Origin of the sequence: Allobosea sp. (assembly GCF_030695125.1) — a bacterium.
In the GTDB taxonomy this organism is placed as follows: domain Bacteria; phylum Pseudomonadota; class Alphaproteobacteria; order Rhizobiales; family Beijerinckiaceae; genus Allobosea.
In genome coordinates this window covers 108,234-121,640 of sequence record NZ_JAUYTP010000073.1, presented here as the reverse complement: position 1 = coordinate 121,640, position 13,407 = coordinate 108,234, and the positions used below count along the sequence as shown (strand labels likewise).

At 68.4% G+C, this 13,407-nt stretch carries 14 protein-coding genes; 5 read left to right on the top strand and 9 right to left on the bottom strand.

What is annotated here, in order from left to right:
• The first annotated feature begins 84 nt into the window (after positions 1-84).
• A complete protein-coding gene (locus tag Q8S38_RS21850) occupies positions 85-1,011 on the top strand; it encodes a hypothetical protein (protein WP_305682450.1) in 927 nt (308 codons plus the stop codon).
• A gap of 10 nt (positions 1,012-1,021) precedes the next feature.
• Here Q8S38_RS21850 and Q8S38_RS21845 read toward each other — a convergent pair whose 3' ends face one another.
• From Q8S38_RS21845 to yidD, 6 genes are all read right to left on the bottom strand, one after another.
• Positions 1,022-1,777 carry an SGNH/GDSL hydrolase family protein gene (locus Q8S38_RS21845; RefSeq protein WP_305682449.1) on the bottom strand — a complete coding sequence of 252 codons (756 nt, stop codon included), beginning with the start codon at positions 1,775-1,777 and terminating at the stop codon, positions 1,022-1,024.
• 11 nt (positions 1,778-1,788) lie between these two features.
• Positions 1,789-2,994, bottom strand: a complete 1,206-nt coding sequence (locus tag Q8S38_RS21840) for an OpgC family protein (RefSeq protein ID WP_305682448.1) — start codon at positions 2,992-2,994, stop codon at positions 1,789-1,791.
• Between the two features lie 227 nt (positions 2,995-3,221).
• On the bottom strand, positions 3,222-3,857 hold the full coding sequence (locus Q8S38_RS21835; protein ID WP_305682447.1) for a GDYXXLXY domain-containing protein: 636 nt from the start codon (positions 3,855-3,857) through the stop codon (positions 3,222-3,224).
• A complete protein-coding gene (locus Q8S38_RS21830; RefSeq protein ID WP_305682446.1) occupies positions 3,857-5,143 on the bottom strand; it encodes a DUF2157 domain-containing protein in 1,287 nt (428 codons plus the stop codon). The genes Q8S38_RS21835 and Q8S38_RS21830 overlap by 1 nt, the downstream gene beginning before the upstream one ends.
• Before the next feature lie 151 nt (positions 5,144-5,294).
• The gene (gene thrS, locus Q8S38_RS21825; protein ID WP_305682445.1) at positions 5,295-7,304 is read right to left on the bottom strand and encodes a threonine--tRNA ligase; all 2,010 of its coding nucleotides are present in this window, start codon (positions 7,302-7,304) and stop codon (positions 5,295-5,297) included.
• Between the two features lie 185 nt (positions 7,305-7,489).
• The gene (gene yidD, locus Q8S38_RS21820; protein ID WP_305682444.1) at positions 7,490-7,840 is read right to left on the bottom strand and encodes a membrane protein insertion efficiency factor YidD; all 351 of its coding nucleotides are present in this window, start codon (positions 7,838-7,840) and stop codon (positions 7,490-7,492) included.
• A 34-nt stretch (positions 7,841-7,874) separates the two neighbouring features.
• On the opposite strand from yidD, the gene Q8S38_RS21815 reads away from it, so the two are divergent.
• Complete coding sequence (locus tag Q8S38_RS21815) at positions 7,875-8,621, top strand: phosphatase PAP2 family protein (protein WP_305682443.1); 747 nt, start codon at positions 7,875-7,877, stop codon at positions 8,619-8,621.
• A gap of 16 nt (positions 8,622-8,637) precedes the next feature.
• Here Q8S38_RS21815 and Q8S38_RS21810 read toward each other — a convergent pair whose 3' ends face one another.
• Positions 8,638-9,087 carry an iron-sulfur cluster assembly scaffold protein gene (locus tag Q8S38_RS21810; RefSeq protein ID WP_305682442.1) on the bottom strand — a complete coding sequence of 150 codons (450 nt, stop codon included), beginning with the start codon at positions 9,085-9,087 and terminating at the stop codon, positions 8,638-8,640.
• Between the two features lie 184 nt (positions 9,088-9,271).
• Between Q8S38_RS21810 and folE the strand changes: the two genes are divergently transcribed.
• The 3 genes from folE to Q8S38_RS21795 all read left to right on the top strand — a co-directional run bounded on the left by folE (position 9,272) and on the right by Q8S38_RS21795 (position 11,646).
• Positions 9,272-9,913 carry a GTP cyclohydrolase I FolE gene (gene folE, locus Q8S38_RS21805; RefSeq protein WP_305682441.1) on the top strand — a complete coding sequence of 214 codons (642 nt, stop codon included), beginning with the start codon at positions 9,272-9,274 and terminating at the stop codon, positions 9,911-9,913.
• 89 nt (positions 9,914-10,002) lie between these two features.
• A complete protein-coding gene (hisI, locus tag Q8S38_RS21800; RefSeq protein ID WP_305682440.1) occupies positions 10,003-10,407 on the top strand; it encodes a phosphoribosyl-AMP cyclohydrolase in 405 nt (134 codons plus the stop codon).
• Positions 10,408-10,674: 267 nt separating this feature from the next.
• The gene (locus Q8S38_RS21795) at positions 10,675-11,646 is read left to right on the top strand and encodes a patatin-like phospholipase family protein (RefSeq protein ID WP_305682439.1); all 972 of its coding nucleotides are present in this window, start codon (positions 10,675-10,677) and stop codon (positions 11,644-11,646) included.
• Positions 11,647-11,655: 9 nt separating this feature from the next.
• Here Q8S38_RS21795 and Q8S38_RS21790 read toward each other — a convergent pair whose 3' ends face one another.
• Both Q8S38_RS21790 and Q8S38_RS21785 read right to left on the bottom strand, forming a co-directional pair.
• The gene (locus Q8S38_RS21790; RefSeq protein ID WP_305682438.1) at positions 11,656-12,087 is read right to left on the bottom strand and encodes a CBS domain-containing protein; all 432 of its coding nucleotides are present in this window, start codon (positions 12,085-12,087) and stop codon (positions 11,656-11,658) included.
• 194 nt (positions 12,088-12,281) lie between these two features.
• On the bottom strand, positions 12,282-13,103 hold the full coding sequence (locus Q8S38_RS21785) for a rhomboid family intramembrane serine protease (protein WP_305682437.1): 822 nt from the start codon (positions 13,101-13,103) through the stop codon (positions 12,282-12,284).
• Positions 13,104-13,407: the final 304 nt, after the last annotated feature.

Below are 13,407 nucleotides of genomic sequence, written 5' to 3'. Positions count from 1 at the left end.
ACCGGCCCAGACCTAGTGTCTTGCCATGATCAGGACAAGCGAGCCTGCTGAGACGGAAACGCAAGGCGACCAAGGGCTGTGAGCATGTTTGAATTCGACCGGTTCGAGGGACGGCGCGGGCTGGCTGCGGGCGTGCTCGCTTCCATGCTCGCCCTGCTGCCGGGACAAAGCGTCGCGCAGACGGTACCGGCGACGCCAGGTCCCGCGGGCGGCCCCGCGACGGAAGCCGCGCCGACCCAGCCTGCACCCGCCCCTGCTGCCTCGCTTGCCTCGCTGCGGCTCGCCGCCCAGTTCGCCAACGACCGCAAGCCGATCCGCTCCGGCCTCGTCTGGCGCATCCTCAGCGAAACGGCGGATGGCTCGCCGCCCCGCATCGTGGCGCGCTCGTCGGATGCCGAGCCGGTCTTTGCGCTCGAGCCCGGAACCTATCTGCTGCATGCCGCCTACGGCTTCGCCAGCGGCACGAAGCGCATCACCTTGGGCGCGCAAGGGTTGCGCGACCAACTCGCCATCAGCGCGGGAGGGCTTTCGCTGGCCGGCTCGATCGGCGATGCGCCGATCGCCCCCGCCCAGCTCAGCTTCCAGGTCTTCGTGCCCCTGCAGGGCAATTCGGAGGGCCGCCTCGTCACCAATGCGCGTGGCAGCGAGCTCATTCGCCTGCCGGAGGGCACCTATCACGTCGTCTCGACCTATGGCGATTCCAACGCGATCCAGCGCGCCGATGTGAAGGTCGAATCCGGCAGGATCACCGACGCGACGCTGCATCACCGCGCCGCCCGCGTCACCCTGAAGCTGGTCGCGGCAGCCGGCGGCGAGGCCTTCGCCGGCACCGCCTTCAGCGTTCTGACGCCCGGCGGCGACGTCATCCGCGAGGCGATCGGCGCCTTTCCGCAGGTGATCCTGGCGGAGGGCGACTATGTCCTGATCGCCCGGCAGGAGGGCCAGGTCTATTCGCGCGACTTCAAGGTCGAGTCCGGCCTCGACCGCGACATCGAGGTCCTGGCGCGCTGAACCCGCGCGCTCAGTAGGTGACCTTGCGCGCCTCGGTTCGCTCCGGGCGGGCCGTCGTGACCGCGGCCGCGACGCCATCGGCGATCCGGATGGCCAGGCAGCGATAGCCGGCCTCGACCAGTTCCGTCCCGTTCATGCCGATCAGCTCTTCGGGGGTGAAACGCTGCGAATGCGCCCACTCCTTCATCATCCCGTAGCGCGGGAAGACGGGCACGCCCGAGGCGTCGGCGGCGCGCTTCAGCACGGCCCGGTAATCGTCGTAATGGGGATAGCGATCCGCGCGCTGCAGCCAGGGCAGGTCCATCATCACCAGATCGATGCCGGCGCCCTGGATCTTGCGGATGCCCTTCTTGAGGATCTTGGCGAGCTTGTCCTCGCCGACATGGTTGACCACATCGGCCGCGACCGTCTGCCAGATCACGAGGGCGGGCGCCTGCTCGATGACGTCGGTGTTCATCCGCGTCAGCATCTCATAGGCGGATTGGCCGCCGACGCCGCGATTGACCACGCGGATTTCAGCCTGCGGCAGTCGCCGCCGCAACTCGTCCTGCAGAACGGTGGGGTAGCTCTTGTCCTCGCCGCTCGCTCCCGCGCCAGCCGTGGTCGATGACCCGATCGCTACGATGGTGAGCTTGCCGGTGTCGCGCAACGTCTTCGTCGCGATCGGCAAGGCGGGCTGGAAGCCGCTGGCGGACGCACCGGCGCGACAGCGCTGGTCGGCGGCGTCGGCGAGCGTCATCGGCCCTGCGACCGCAGGCAGCGCCACGGCACAAACGCTCAGCGCGGCTGCGACGATGCCTGCTGCGACGGCTTGGCGGACGGGCCACCGGAGAGCGTGAGCGACTGATACCACGTCAGGAAAATCCCCAGACCGACCAGAATGCTAACCCCGACCAGGCAAACGAGCAACTGCGGGCCCATTGCGAAGCCGGTTTCGGCCATCACGATCTGGCCTGCGATCGATAGAACCGTACCGGCACAGAAGACGTCGAGCGAATGCTTCCCGACCGTCGCGAGCATGCGACCGACGGCGTGCCGCAGCAGACCAGCGCCCGCCGGCAGCCACCGCATCGCCAGCCAGACCAGGGCCAGAAGATGCAGCAGGCGGCTCCAGGCCAGATTGGTCTTGTCCGAGCCGAGCTGGACCGAGTCGAACCAGTCGTTGAAGAGCGCGATCCCGGTCGGATTGCCGGAGGCGGTCTTCGCCAGATAGGCGCCGACGAGGATGGCCAGCGCGACCGCGTCCAGCCAGCGCGCCTGCGGCGTGGCGATGCCCCGCTGCATCGCCAGACCGATGACGATGCCCAGCGTGAAGATCACCTGCCAGGCGAAGGGGTTGAAGAACCAGCCCGCCGCATGGACATTGGGGAAGTTCAGCCCGAACCACAGCGCCGCCTGCCAGATCGACAGCGACACCAGCACGGTTGCGATCGGGCTGCGGCGTGCAGCCAGATAGACCAGCGGAAACAGGGCCAGCAGCACGATATAGAGCGGCAGGATGTCGAGATAGGACGGCTGGTAGCGCAGCAGCAGGACGTCGACCAGCGCCGCCAGCGTGTCGCTGAAGAAGGGCTGGATGTTGATCGCCTCGATGTAGAGCGGGTTCTGCGTGCGCGTTACCGCCGCCGCCACGACGCCGCAGACGAGGATGAACATCGCGAGATGCGCGATGTAGAGCGTCCAGAGCCGGGCGCCGATCTTCAGCGCGCTGACGACGAGCCCGCGACGCTCGATCAGGCTGCCATAGGCCAGCGTCGCGGAGACGCCGGCCAGCAGCACGAAGGCGTCGGCCCCGTCCGAGAAGCCGAAATTATGCGGCATATAGGCGGCGATGATGTTGCCGGGCATGTGATTGATGAAGATCATCAGCAGGGCGAGCCCGCGGATCACATCGATGCGGGCGTCCCGCGCCACCGCCACGCCGCCCTCGCCCGGGCCGCGGCCCAGGAGCATGAAGCGCAACAGGGTGATGACCTGCGTCACAGGGCGACATCCAGCATGTTAACGGACGAGATCTCAGGAACGTCGGGTCGGCGTGTCGGGTTCCCGATCTGAACGCCAGCACCCAACTCGTTCATGTGGCGTTCATAAAGCCGACGCGGTTAACGGTCACTGAACTTCGCTTCACAAGCCTGTGTGGCGGCCGTGAGGCAAAGCCTCGTGCGAGGGCGCTGAAGGGCGTGTCAGCGCGCCATCAGGGGCACGCCGGCTCAGTAAGGCGGCTCCGCATAGACGAGCTTGCCGTCGATCAGCAAGCGCTTGATCGCCGCCTCGCCGGACGCCGAGACGGCCGCCACGACCTCGATGCGCGCCCGCGGCGTGGTCTCGATCCTGCGCCCCTGGCCCTGCGGCACGAAATAGCTCTCCAGCCCATAAGCGATGCGCAGGCGCCGTGCGCCCGCTGCGCAATCGGGCTGTCCCGCTTCGTTCACCGCACAGGCGCCCGTGGAGACCACACGCCCTGCCATGACGACATCGGTTCCCGAGACGGCGGGCCTTGCCCTGGCGACGCCGGTGGCCCGGGCAAACCCCTCGGCATCGGCTGCGAGGCTGACGTAGACCGTCTCCCCACGCCGAAACGGCGGTGCGCCGCCGGCGGGCGTGGCCTCGACGAGGCTGATCGGATAGGCGAGCACGACGTAGTCGCCGCGAAACAGGTCGCGCGGATCGACCGGCACGGTCTTCAGCCGAACCTCCGTCCCGCTGCGCAGGATGCCGGCTCGGCTTTGGACCAGCGCCAGCAGGCCGCCGCTCAGGAGCAGCATCGCCGCGAGCATCCGCCACAGCAGCGGCAGGCGGGCGATCAGCGCATCCGCCGCGGGCAAGCGAAAGGCGGACATCGCCATCAGGCTGCCTCCCCGGCCGGCCGCGCGAGGCGCGCGAACAGCCGCCGGGCCGCGCCGGCCAGCGCGAGCAGCAACGCCCCTGCGACCAGAAAGAACAGCGACTGGTCGAGCAGCGTGCCGATCGTCTGCCAGAGCAGGATCAGGATCGCGAGGCCGAACATGCCCGAGCCCGCCAGCGTCAGACGCCGCACCCCGCCGGTGACGCCCGCGACGACGAGCGCGATGGCGGAGCCCAGCACGAGGCTCGCCACCACCACCTTGCCCGCAAGCCCGGTGGCGAGCCCGCTCCAGAACACCAGCGGCACGACGAGGCCGAGCACCAGCGCCAGCGCCAGCGGCCAGGCGAAGCGCCGGTCGCGCGCCAGCCCGGCACAGGCCGCGATTGCGGCAAACGCCGCGGCATAAGCCGCATAGTTGGCCCAGAAGGCCCGCCCCGCGCGCGAGCCGTAAAGGTCGAGGATGCGGATCAACTCGAAATCGAGCATCAGCACGAAGCCGAACAGCCCCCAGGGCAGGCAGCAGCCCAACAGGGCGAGGCCGCCGCGGTCGAGCGCCATCGCCCCCAGGGCGACAAAGGAGGCCGAGATCGCCAGACCATAGGCGAGCAGGCCGTAATCGAAACCGCGGCCAACCCAGTCGCCGGGCACCATCACCAGCCAGAACGCCAGAGCGAGCACGGCGAGATGATGGACGAGGCGGTTCTGCCGCCCCCAGGCCAGCCACAGCGCCGGGAGGTAGACAAGGAAGAAGGCCAGATGCAGCGCGCCCTGGCTTTCCTGCCAGCGCCCGCCGCTCCAGGCGCAAAGCGCCACGAAGGCGATGGCCAGGGCGCCATTGGAGCGCAGCAGCGCCGCGACGACGAGCGCGCCGAGCGCGACCAGCAGAGCCCCGGCCGGCCAGTCCGCCGGCAGATGATACATCTGGCCGATCAGCGCGATGCCCGCTCCGAAGATGAGGACGCCGCAACTGGCCGCCGCATCCGCCCCCATCCGCGAACCGCGGCTGTCGAGACGGGCGGCGATGCCGAGGGCTGCGACGACCCCGATCAGGATCGCCGCGAGCTTGAGCAAGCGCGGGATCAGCTCCCAGTTCGCGGCCACGAAGGCGGCCATGCTCGACGCGATCAGGAGACCACCGAACAGCCCGAGCAGGCCCGGCAGTTTGAAGCCGCCCTCGGCCGCGACCGAACGGCGGATCGCCCCGGCGGCCTCGGCCGTGACCAGCCCCTCGCCGACCCAGCGAATGAGATCGGCCTCGAGCCGCTTGCGATAGGACCCCGTCAGCATGTGCGGCAATCTGGCATGGGGGACTGGCGGTTGGCGAGGGGTGTCAGAGACACGTCATGCTCGGGCTCGACCCGAGCATCTCGTTCAGAGAATGCCTCCCCGCGAGAGATTCTCGGGTCGGCGCTGCGCGCCGCCCGAGAATGACGCGCGATCAGCCTGCAGCCTTCGCCGCCCGTTCCGCGTTACGCCGCTTCAGGTCCGGCGGCGTCGCCTCGTCGGTCATCGCCTCCAGCATCGCGTCGAGGCTCATCACCGTCTGCGCCTGGCTGCCGAGGCGGCGCACGGTCACGGTGCGCTCCTCCGCCTCGCGCTTGCCGACCGCCAGGATCACCGGGACCTTGGCCAGCGAATGCTCGCGCACCTTGTAGGAGATCTTCTCGTTGCGCAGGTCGGCCCGCGCCCGCAGGCCGGCTGACAGGCAGGCCATGGTCACGTCCTCGGCATAGGCATCGGCCTCGGAGGTGATCGGGCAGACCAGGATCTGCTCGGGCGCGAGCCAGAGCGGGAAATGCCCGGCGAAGTTCTCGATCAGGATTCCGGTGAAGCGCTCCAGCGAGCCGCAGATGGCGCGATGCACCATGCTCGGCGTCTTCTTCTCGCCGTCGGAGCCGATATAGAAGGCACCGAAACGCTCGGGCAGGTTGAAATCGACCTGCGTCGTGCCGCACTGCCAGTCGCGGCCGATGGCGTCGCGCAGGACATATTCGAATTTCGGCCCGTAAAACGCCCCCTCGCCCGGGTTGATCTCGGTCTTGATCCGGTTGCCCGACTGCGTCGCGATCTCGATCAGGACGCGGTTCATCACGTCCTCGGCATGGTCCCACATCGCATCCGTGCCGACGCGCTTGTCGGGCCGTGTCGAGAGCTTGATGACGAGATCGTCGGTGAAGCCGAAATCGGCATAGACCGACAGGATCAGCTCATTGATCTTCAGGCACTCGGCCGCCAGATCGTCCTCGGCGCAGAAGATATGCGCATCGTCCTGCGTGAAGCCGCGCACGCGCATCAGCCCGTGCAGCGCGCCCGAGGGCTCGTAGCGATGCACCGCGCCGAATTCCGCCAGCCGGATCGGCAGATCGCGGTAGCTCTTCAGACCGTGCTTGAAGATCTGCACATGGCCGGGGCAGTTCATCGGCTTCAGCGCGAAGACCTTCTGGTCCTTCGTCGCGTCGTTGGGGTTCTCGAAGGCCGAGGCCGACTTCACCGCGAACATGTTGTCCTGATACCAGCCCCAGTGGCCGGACGTCTCCCAGAGCGACTTGTCGAGAATCTGCGGCGCGTTGACCTCTTCATAGTCGGCGGCGAGCCGGCGGCGCATATAGGTCAGGATCTCCTGGAACAGCCGCCAGCCCTTGGAGTGCCAGAACACGACGCCCGGCCCCTCCTCCTGGAAGTGGAACAGGTTCATCTCGCGGCCGAGCTTGCGGTGGTCGCGCTTCTCCGCCTCCTCGATCTGGTGAAGATGCGCGTCGAGCTCTTCCTGCTTGGCGAAGGCGGTGCCGTAGATGCGGGTCAGCATGGCGTTGTTGCTGTCGCCGCGCCAATAGGCGCCGGCCACCTTCATCAGCTTGAAGGCGGTGCCGACCTTGCCGACCGAGGTCATGTGCGGGCCGCGGCAGAGGTCGATCCAATCGCCCTGCGCATACATCTTCAGCGTCTGGTCTTCCGGAATCGCGTCGACGAGTTCGACCTTGTAGGCCTCGCCCTTGTCCGCGAAGAACGCCTTGGCCTTCTCGCGGCTCCACTCGTCCTTGGTGAAGGGCGCGTCCCTGGCGATGATCTCCCGCATCTTCTTCTCGATGACCGGCAAATCGTCGGGCGTGAAAGGCTCGTTGCGGGCGAAATCATAGAAGAAGCCGCCCTCGATCACCGGGCCGATCGTCACCTGCGTGCCGGGCCAGAGCGCCTGCACGGCCTCGGCGAGGACATGGGCGCAGTCATGCCGGATCAGCTCCAGCGCGCGCGGATCCTCGCGCGTCAGGAACTCGATCTTCGAGTCCTTCGCGATCGGATCGGCGAGATCGACGACCACGCCATCGATGGCCATGGCCACGGTGCGCTTGAGGAGAGAGGGCGAGATGCCGCCGGCGATCGCCTTTCCGGTGATGCCGGAGGGAAACTCGCGCATTGCGCCATCGGGAAATGTCAGGGAGATCGTCATCGATCGTCGCTCCTGCTCACTCGGGGATACGAACCCCGTAAGACAAGGCCGGATACATGGGGAGGCAAGCCAGAGGCTGAACTTGCGCGGCGATGTCCGTATCCGGTTGAGGACACCGCCAAGGGGCCCCGCCTATACCAGCGCAGGTCGGCAGGCAATCGCCTCGGAACGAACGCTCGGCCCCCTTAAGGCTCGGCCGGCGCGTTGACCCCGCGCCAGCGGCCATAGGACCACGGCCGATACCAGCGCGCCTCGGCCGGCAACGCCTCGCAGACGAGGTCGATGCCGCTCGTGCCCAGCGGGGTGCAGCGGCAGATCCGCGCCACCCCGACCCAGCCGCCGCGCCACAGCCCGAAACGCTGGATCGCCTCGTCGGTATAGGCCGAGCAGCTCGGCCAATGCCGGCAGTGCCGGCCGATCAGCATCGACAGGCTGAGCTGGTAGCCGCGGATCGCGAAATGGGCGCCGCGCCGCGGAGCCCGCTTTATCCGCGCCGCCTGCGCGAAAAGACGTGACAAGGCGCGCTGCGATGCCATTTCATCGCGCTCGTCATCCAAACCGAGATTCGCCATGAACCGCCCCGTTTCGCGACCCAACCCGTTCCGCCTGGGCGCCGCCGCGTTGGGTCTGGCTGCAGCCTTGATGGTCGGGTCCGTTCCGGCGGCCGCCCAGCAGCGCGCCAACCTGTTGTGGCTGGAACCGGGCAAGGTCGACATCGCCTCGCTGATCGGCCTGCCGCCCGCGATGAACTCGCCCGAACAGAAGCGGGAATTCGACGAGGTTCTCCAGATCACCCTCAACCGCACGCCCGAGCGCGAGAAGGCGGCCATCGCCGACCAGTATCAGACGCTCGCGCGGTTTCTCGAAGGCGCCGACATACCCTTCGCCGGCAACGAGCATCGCGAGGTCCGGCTTCTCTATCGCGAGGCGCAGATCGAGCTCGGCATCGTGCTGCTCGGCGTCCGCCGCCTGACCAGCCGGCAGCGGCCGTTCACGGTCTGGAACAAGGTCCGGGTCAAGCCCTGCCCGGGCGGCCGCCCCGAGGGAACGTCCTTCCCCGCCGGCCACGCCGCCACGGCCGCGCTCTATGCCGAGTTGCTCAAGGAGGCCGCGCCCGAACTCGCCGCCAAGCTCGAGCAGAGGGTGGCCGATTACGGCGAGAGCCGCCTGGTCTGCGGCTTTCATTACCGCAGCGATCTGGTGGCGGGCGACAAGGCCGGCCGGGCCATCGCCAGGGCGCTGCTGGCGGAGCGCGCCTTTCGCGCCCGTTTCGACGACACCCGCGCCGAGACGAGGTTGGCGCTGGGCCTCAAATAGGGCCGGCCCGCCCGGCTCACGCGACCGCCTGCCCGCTGCGGCGCTGCTCGATCTGCGCGATGGCGTCCACCACGGCATCGAAGGTCAGCAGCGTCGAGGCATGGCGCGCCTTGTAGTCGCGCACCGGAACCAGCACCGCGAGATCCGCCCATTTGCCCTCGGGCGGCTCGGCATTGTCCTTGAGGATGGCACGGGCCTGCTCCCGGACATGGCGCAGTTCAGCGGCCGTCGAGCCGACGACATGGTGCGCCATGATCGCCGACGAAGCCTGGCCGAGCGCGCAGGCCTTGACCTCATGCCCGAAGCCGGTGACCACATCGCCCGCCATGGTGACGTCGACCGTCACCGTCGAGCCGCAGAGACGCGAATGCGCCTTGACGGTGGCGTCCGGCATCGGCAGCCGCTCCAGCAGCGGGATGTTGGCAGCCAGTTCGAGGATGCGCTTGTTATAGACGTCGCTCAGCATGTCGTGATCTCCGCCGGCCCTGGAATGACTGGCGCGGCTCGTCAATATAAGGTGGATGATGGGCCAGCGGGAGAGCCCAAGTGGGCGCACCGGCGCCTGAAAAAAATCGCGGCAAACCGATGGTCCGCGTGGTCCAGCCAGAGATCGGCAGCGTAGATCGGTTCACCGTAACGGGAGGCGCCACATGAACCCTGTGGTTAAGTCCTTGTCGGTCGAGCGGACCCTGGGTCCCTCCGCAGACAAGTTTCTGATCAAGCAGCCGACGCAGGAGCAGGCCGAAGAAGCCGTCCGCACCCTTCTCCTGTGGGCCGGCGACGACCCGTCGCGCGAGGGCCTGCTCGATACGCCACGGCGCGTCGCCAAGGCGTATCGGGAGTTCTACAAGGGCTATGGCGAGGATCCCCACGAAATCCTCGATCGCGTCTTCGAGGAGGTCGAAGGCTACAGGGACATGGTCCTGGTCCGCGACATCCCGTTCTATTCGCATTGCGAGCACCATATGGTGCCCTTCGTCGGCAAGGCCCATATCGGCTACTACCCCTCGACCGGGGTCGTCGGCCTGTCGAAGCTCGCCCGCGTGGTCGATGTCTACGCGCGCCGCCTCCAGACCCAGGAGACGATGACCGCGCAGATCGCCGACGTCATCGACAAGGCCCTGAAGCCCCGCGGCGTCGCCGTGCTGGTCGAGGCCGAGCACATGTGCATGTCGATGCGCGGCGTGCAGAAGCAGGGCTCCTCGACGATGACGACCCGCTACACCGGCGTCTTCAGCGACCCCGGTGAACAGGTCCGCTTCTTCACCATGGTCAAGTCGCCGGGGCTGTGACGCCTGCGGATTTGCGATTGGCCGGGGGGCCGGCCAGCCCTACAAGGGCGCATCCTCGCGATGCGCCCTTTGTCGTTCCGGAGCCCGCCATGCCGTCCTTCCCCGTCGCCGCCGACAAGCAGGCCCTCGAAGAGGGCACCACGCTCAGCCCGCGCTTCGACGCAAACGGCCTCGTCACCTGCGTCACCACCGATGCTGCGACGGGCGAGCTGCTGATGGTCGCGCATATGAACGCGCAGGCGCTGGCCCGCTCGATCGAGACCGGCGAGGCCTGGTACTGGTCGCGCTCGCGCGGCGAGCTCTGGCACAAGGGCGCCACCTCCGGCCAGGCCCAGACGATCGTCGAGATGCGGGTCGATTGCGACCAGGACGCGCTCTGGCTGAAGGTCAAAGTCGCGGGCGATGGCGGCTGCTGCCACACCGGCCGCCGCTCCTGCTTCTACCGCGTCCAGCCCCTGCGCGAGGACGCCGGCTCGCCGCTGCTGTTTGTCTGAACGGCCGGAACCCTGTCTTGAGGAGGCCGGCGGCGACCCCGTCGCGGCCATTTCATCGTCCCGTCAAATGCCGTCGCTAACGGCTGGCGTTCATGGGGCGGGATCGTCACCGGGAGGTGACGGTTTGCCCACGGGTTGCGGCCAGACGGCGACGCCTCATCGGCACGGTCGCCAGGCCGACGCGACGCCGTCACCAGCCGAGGACCCGGCCCTGGCGCGAGATGTGCCTGCGGGTCTCGACATCGAAACTGCCGAGGTGATGCGCCGATGAACGACGCCAGCATGCCGAAGCCCCCACCGAACGGCCGGCCGAAGATCGGGCTGGCGCTGGGCGGCGGCGCCGCCCGCGGCTGGGCTCATATCGGCGTGCTCGAGGTCCTGAAGGAGGCGGGCTATACGCCCGACGTCATCGCCGGGACCTCGATTGGCGCGGTCGTCGGCGGCTGCTTTGCCGCCGGCAAGCTCGGCGAACTCACCGAATTCGCCACCGGCCTGACCAAGCGCCGCGTCGTCGGCCTGATGGACTTCCATATCGGCGGCGCCGGCCTGATCGGCGGCGGCCGGCTCAAGCGCCTGCTGGAGCGCGATCTCGCCGGGCAGCGCATCGAGGCCCTGCCGACGCGCTTCGTCGCCATCGCCACCGAGCTCGGCACCGGCCACGAGATCTGGCTCACGCAAGGCGCGCTGGTCGAGGCGCTGGGCGCCTCCTATGCGCTGCCGGGCGTGTTCGATCCGGTCAAGCTCGGCGGCCGCTGGCTGATGGATGGCGCACTGGTCAATCCGGTGCCGGTCACGGCCGCGCGCGCGCTCGGGGCCGACATCGTGATCTGCGTCAACCTCAACAGCGATCTCGCCGGCCGCGGCACCATCATCCAGCAGCATGCCGCCGATCCCGAACCCGACATCGTGCCCGAACTGGACGTCAGGCCGACCTCGCGCTGGCTCGGCGGGATCACGGGCGCGGCGCGGCGGGTGCGGGGTCTCGTCGGCCGCACGAGCGAGATCAGGCCCGGCCTCGCCGGCGTCATGATCGACGCCTTCAACATCACCCAGGACCGGATTTCGCGCTCGCGCCTGGCGGGCGATCCGCCCGACGTCATGATCGGCCCCAGGCTCGGCCGCATGGGGCTGTTCGACTTCCACCGGGCGCAGGAGACGATCGAACTCGGTCGCCAGGCCACCCGCCGCTGCCTTGACGATATCGAGACGGCGATCGCCGGCAGCCGCCTCTCGACCTGAAGCGCCGCCTCAGGCCATCGCGATGTAGTCGCGCATCGCCCGGCTCTCGGCCTCGATCGCCGCGACGCGATGCTTGACGACGTCGCCGATCGAGATGAGCCCGATGACGCTGCCGTTCTCGACGACGGGGACATGGCGGAAGCGGCCCGACGTCATGGTTTCCATCAGTTCGTCGACGCTGGTCTGCGGGCGACAGGTCACGACCTTCGCCGTCATCACCCGCGAGACGGGGCTCTCGAGCGCGGCAGCCCCGCTCTCGCCGAGCGCCCGGATGATGTCGCGCTCGGACAGGATGCCGACCAGCGCCCCGTCGGCCCCCATCACGACCACGGCGCCGATCCGCTTTTCGCTGAGTGTGCGAACCGCCTCGCCCAGGGTGCGATGCGGCTGGACCGAAATCACCTCGCGGCCCTTGTCGCCCAGAAGCTTCTCGACATTCATGGCGTGTCCTCCTTGGGGTGGCGCCGTTGTCCGGCGCGCGGGATCGCGCTGGTCCCGGTGGAGGTCCGGCAGGGACGCGCGCCGGAGGGTCTCGGGAACGCTGCGATTGCCGCCAGTGTGGGCGAAGACACCGGCGCAGGCAAGGCGCGTCCGAGGCGTGTTCAAAGGGCGCCCGGAGGGGCGCAAAGCCGGCTTCAGCGCCGCACGGCGCCCCGGTCGAACAGCGGGAACAGCAGGAGCCCGACCATGAACCCCCCGATATGGGCCTCCCAGGCGATGCTGGTCTCCTCTCCCATGATCGGCACCAGCCCGGACCCGAACAGGATGTTCGTGGCAAACCAGATCCCGATGAACAGCATCGCGCGCGAATTGCGCCAGAGCTGGCCCATCGGCTCGGCCGGGATCGCACGGACCACTGCGTCGTCGGCAAGCGCGCCGAAGCGCAGCCCCGGCGCGAAGACGAACCGGATCGCCGCCGCCGTCGCGCCCGAGACCGCGGCGGAAGCGCCGACGAGCGGCAGCACGTCGAGATCGCGCGCAAACCAGTGCAGCAGCGCCCCGCCGATCGTCGACAACCCCATCAGACTGAGGAACCGCCCCGTCCCCAGCCGACGCGCCACGGGGCTGCCGAAGGCCGCGAGCCAGACCACATTGGTGACGAGATGCACCCAGGAGCCGTGCAGCAGCCCGTAGCTCAGCAGGGTCCAGAGGCGCGGCCCGCCATCGGACAGCAGCAGCCGCACGAGTTGCAGACGGTCGGCGAGATCCTGCCCCGCAGACGCGCCCGCCACGGCGCTAACCATCTCCTCGAGGCGCTCGGGCGCCAGCCACAGGCTGAGGCGCGCCGGCACGAAGGCCAGCCAGGAGAGCAGCAGATAATCGTCATAGGCCGACAGCAGCGAGCGCCCGCCCTGGATCGCGGCCAGCACCACGGTCAGCCAGACGATGGCCGCGGGGAGGTTGAGGATCGGTTCGCGCTGGGGTGGGGCCGAGTGGCCGGCAGGAGGGTATGACATGCCGGCCAACCCTTGCCGAAGCCGCCGCCGCTGGCAAGCCAAGCGAACGGAGGCGAGGCAGACGGGCGAAGGCTCCGGCCGCAGCGCAGCGACGTGAAAAAGGGGAGAAGCCTTGCGGCCCTCCCCTTTCTCCCGGCTGTGCAGGCGCGCCGCCAGATGGCGCAGCGCCACGGTCACATCCCCCGCCGGCCCCTTCCGAACACGGGCCCGGAGCCCGTGAAAACCGAAAATTTTATATACATTGTAATGGGTTATCCACAATCTCAAGGTCTTGTTAACCTTAACGCACCGTTTACCCGAACAG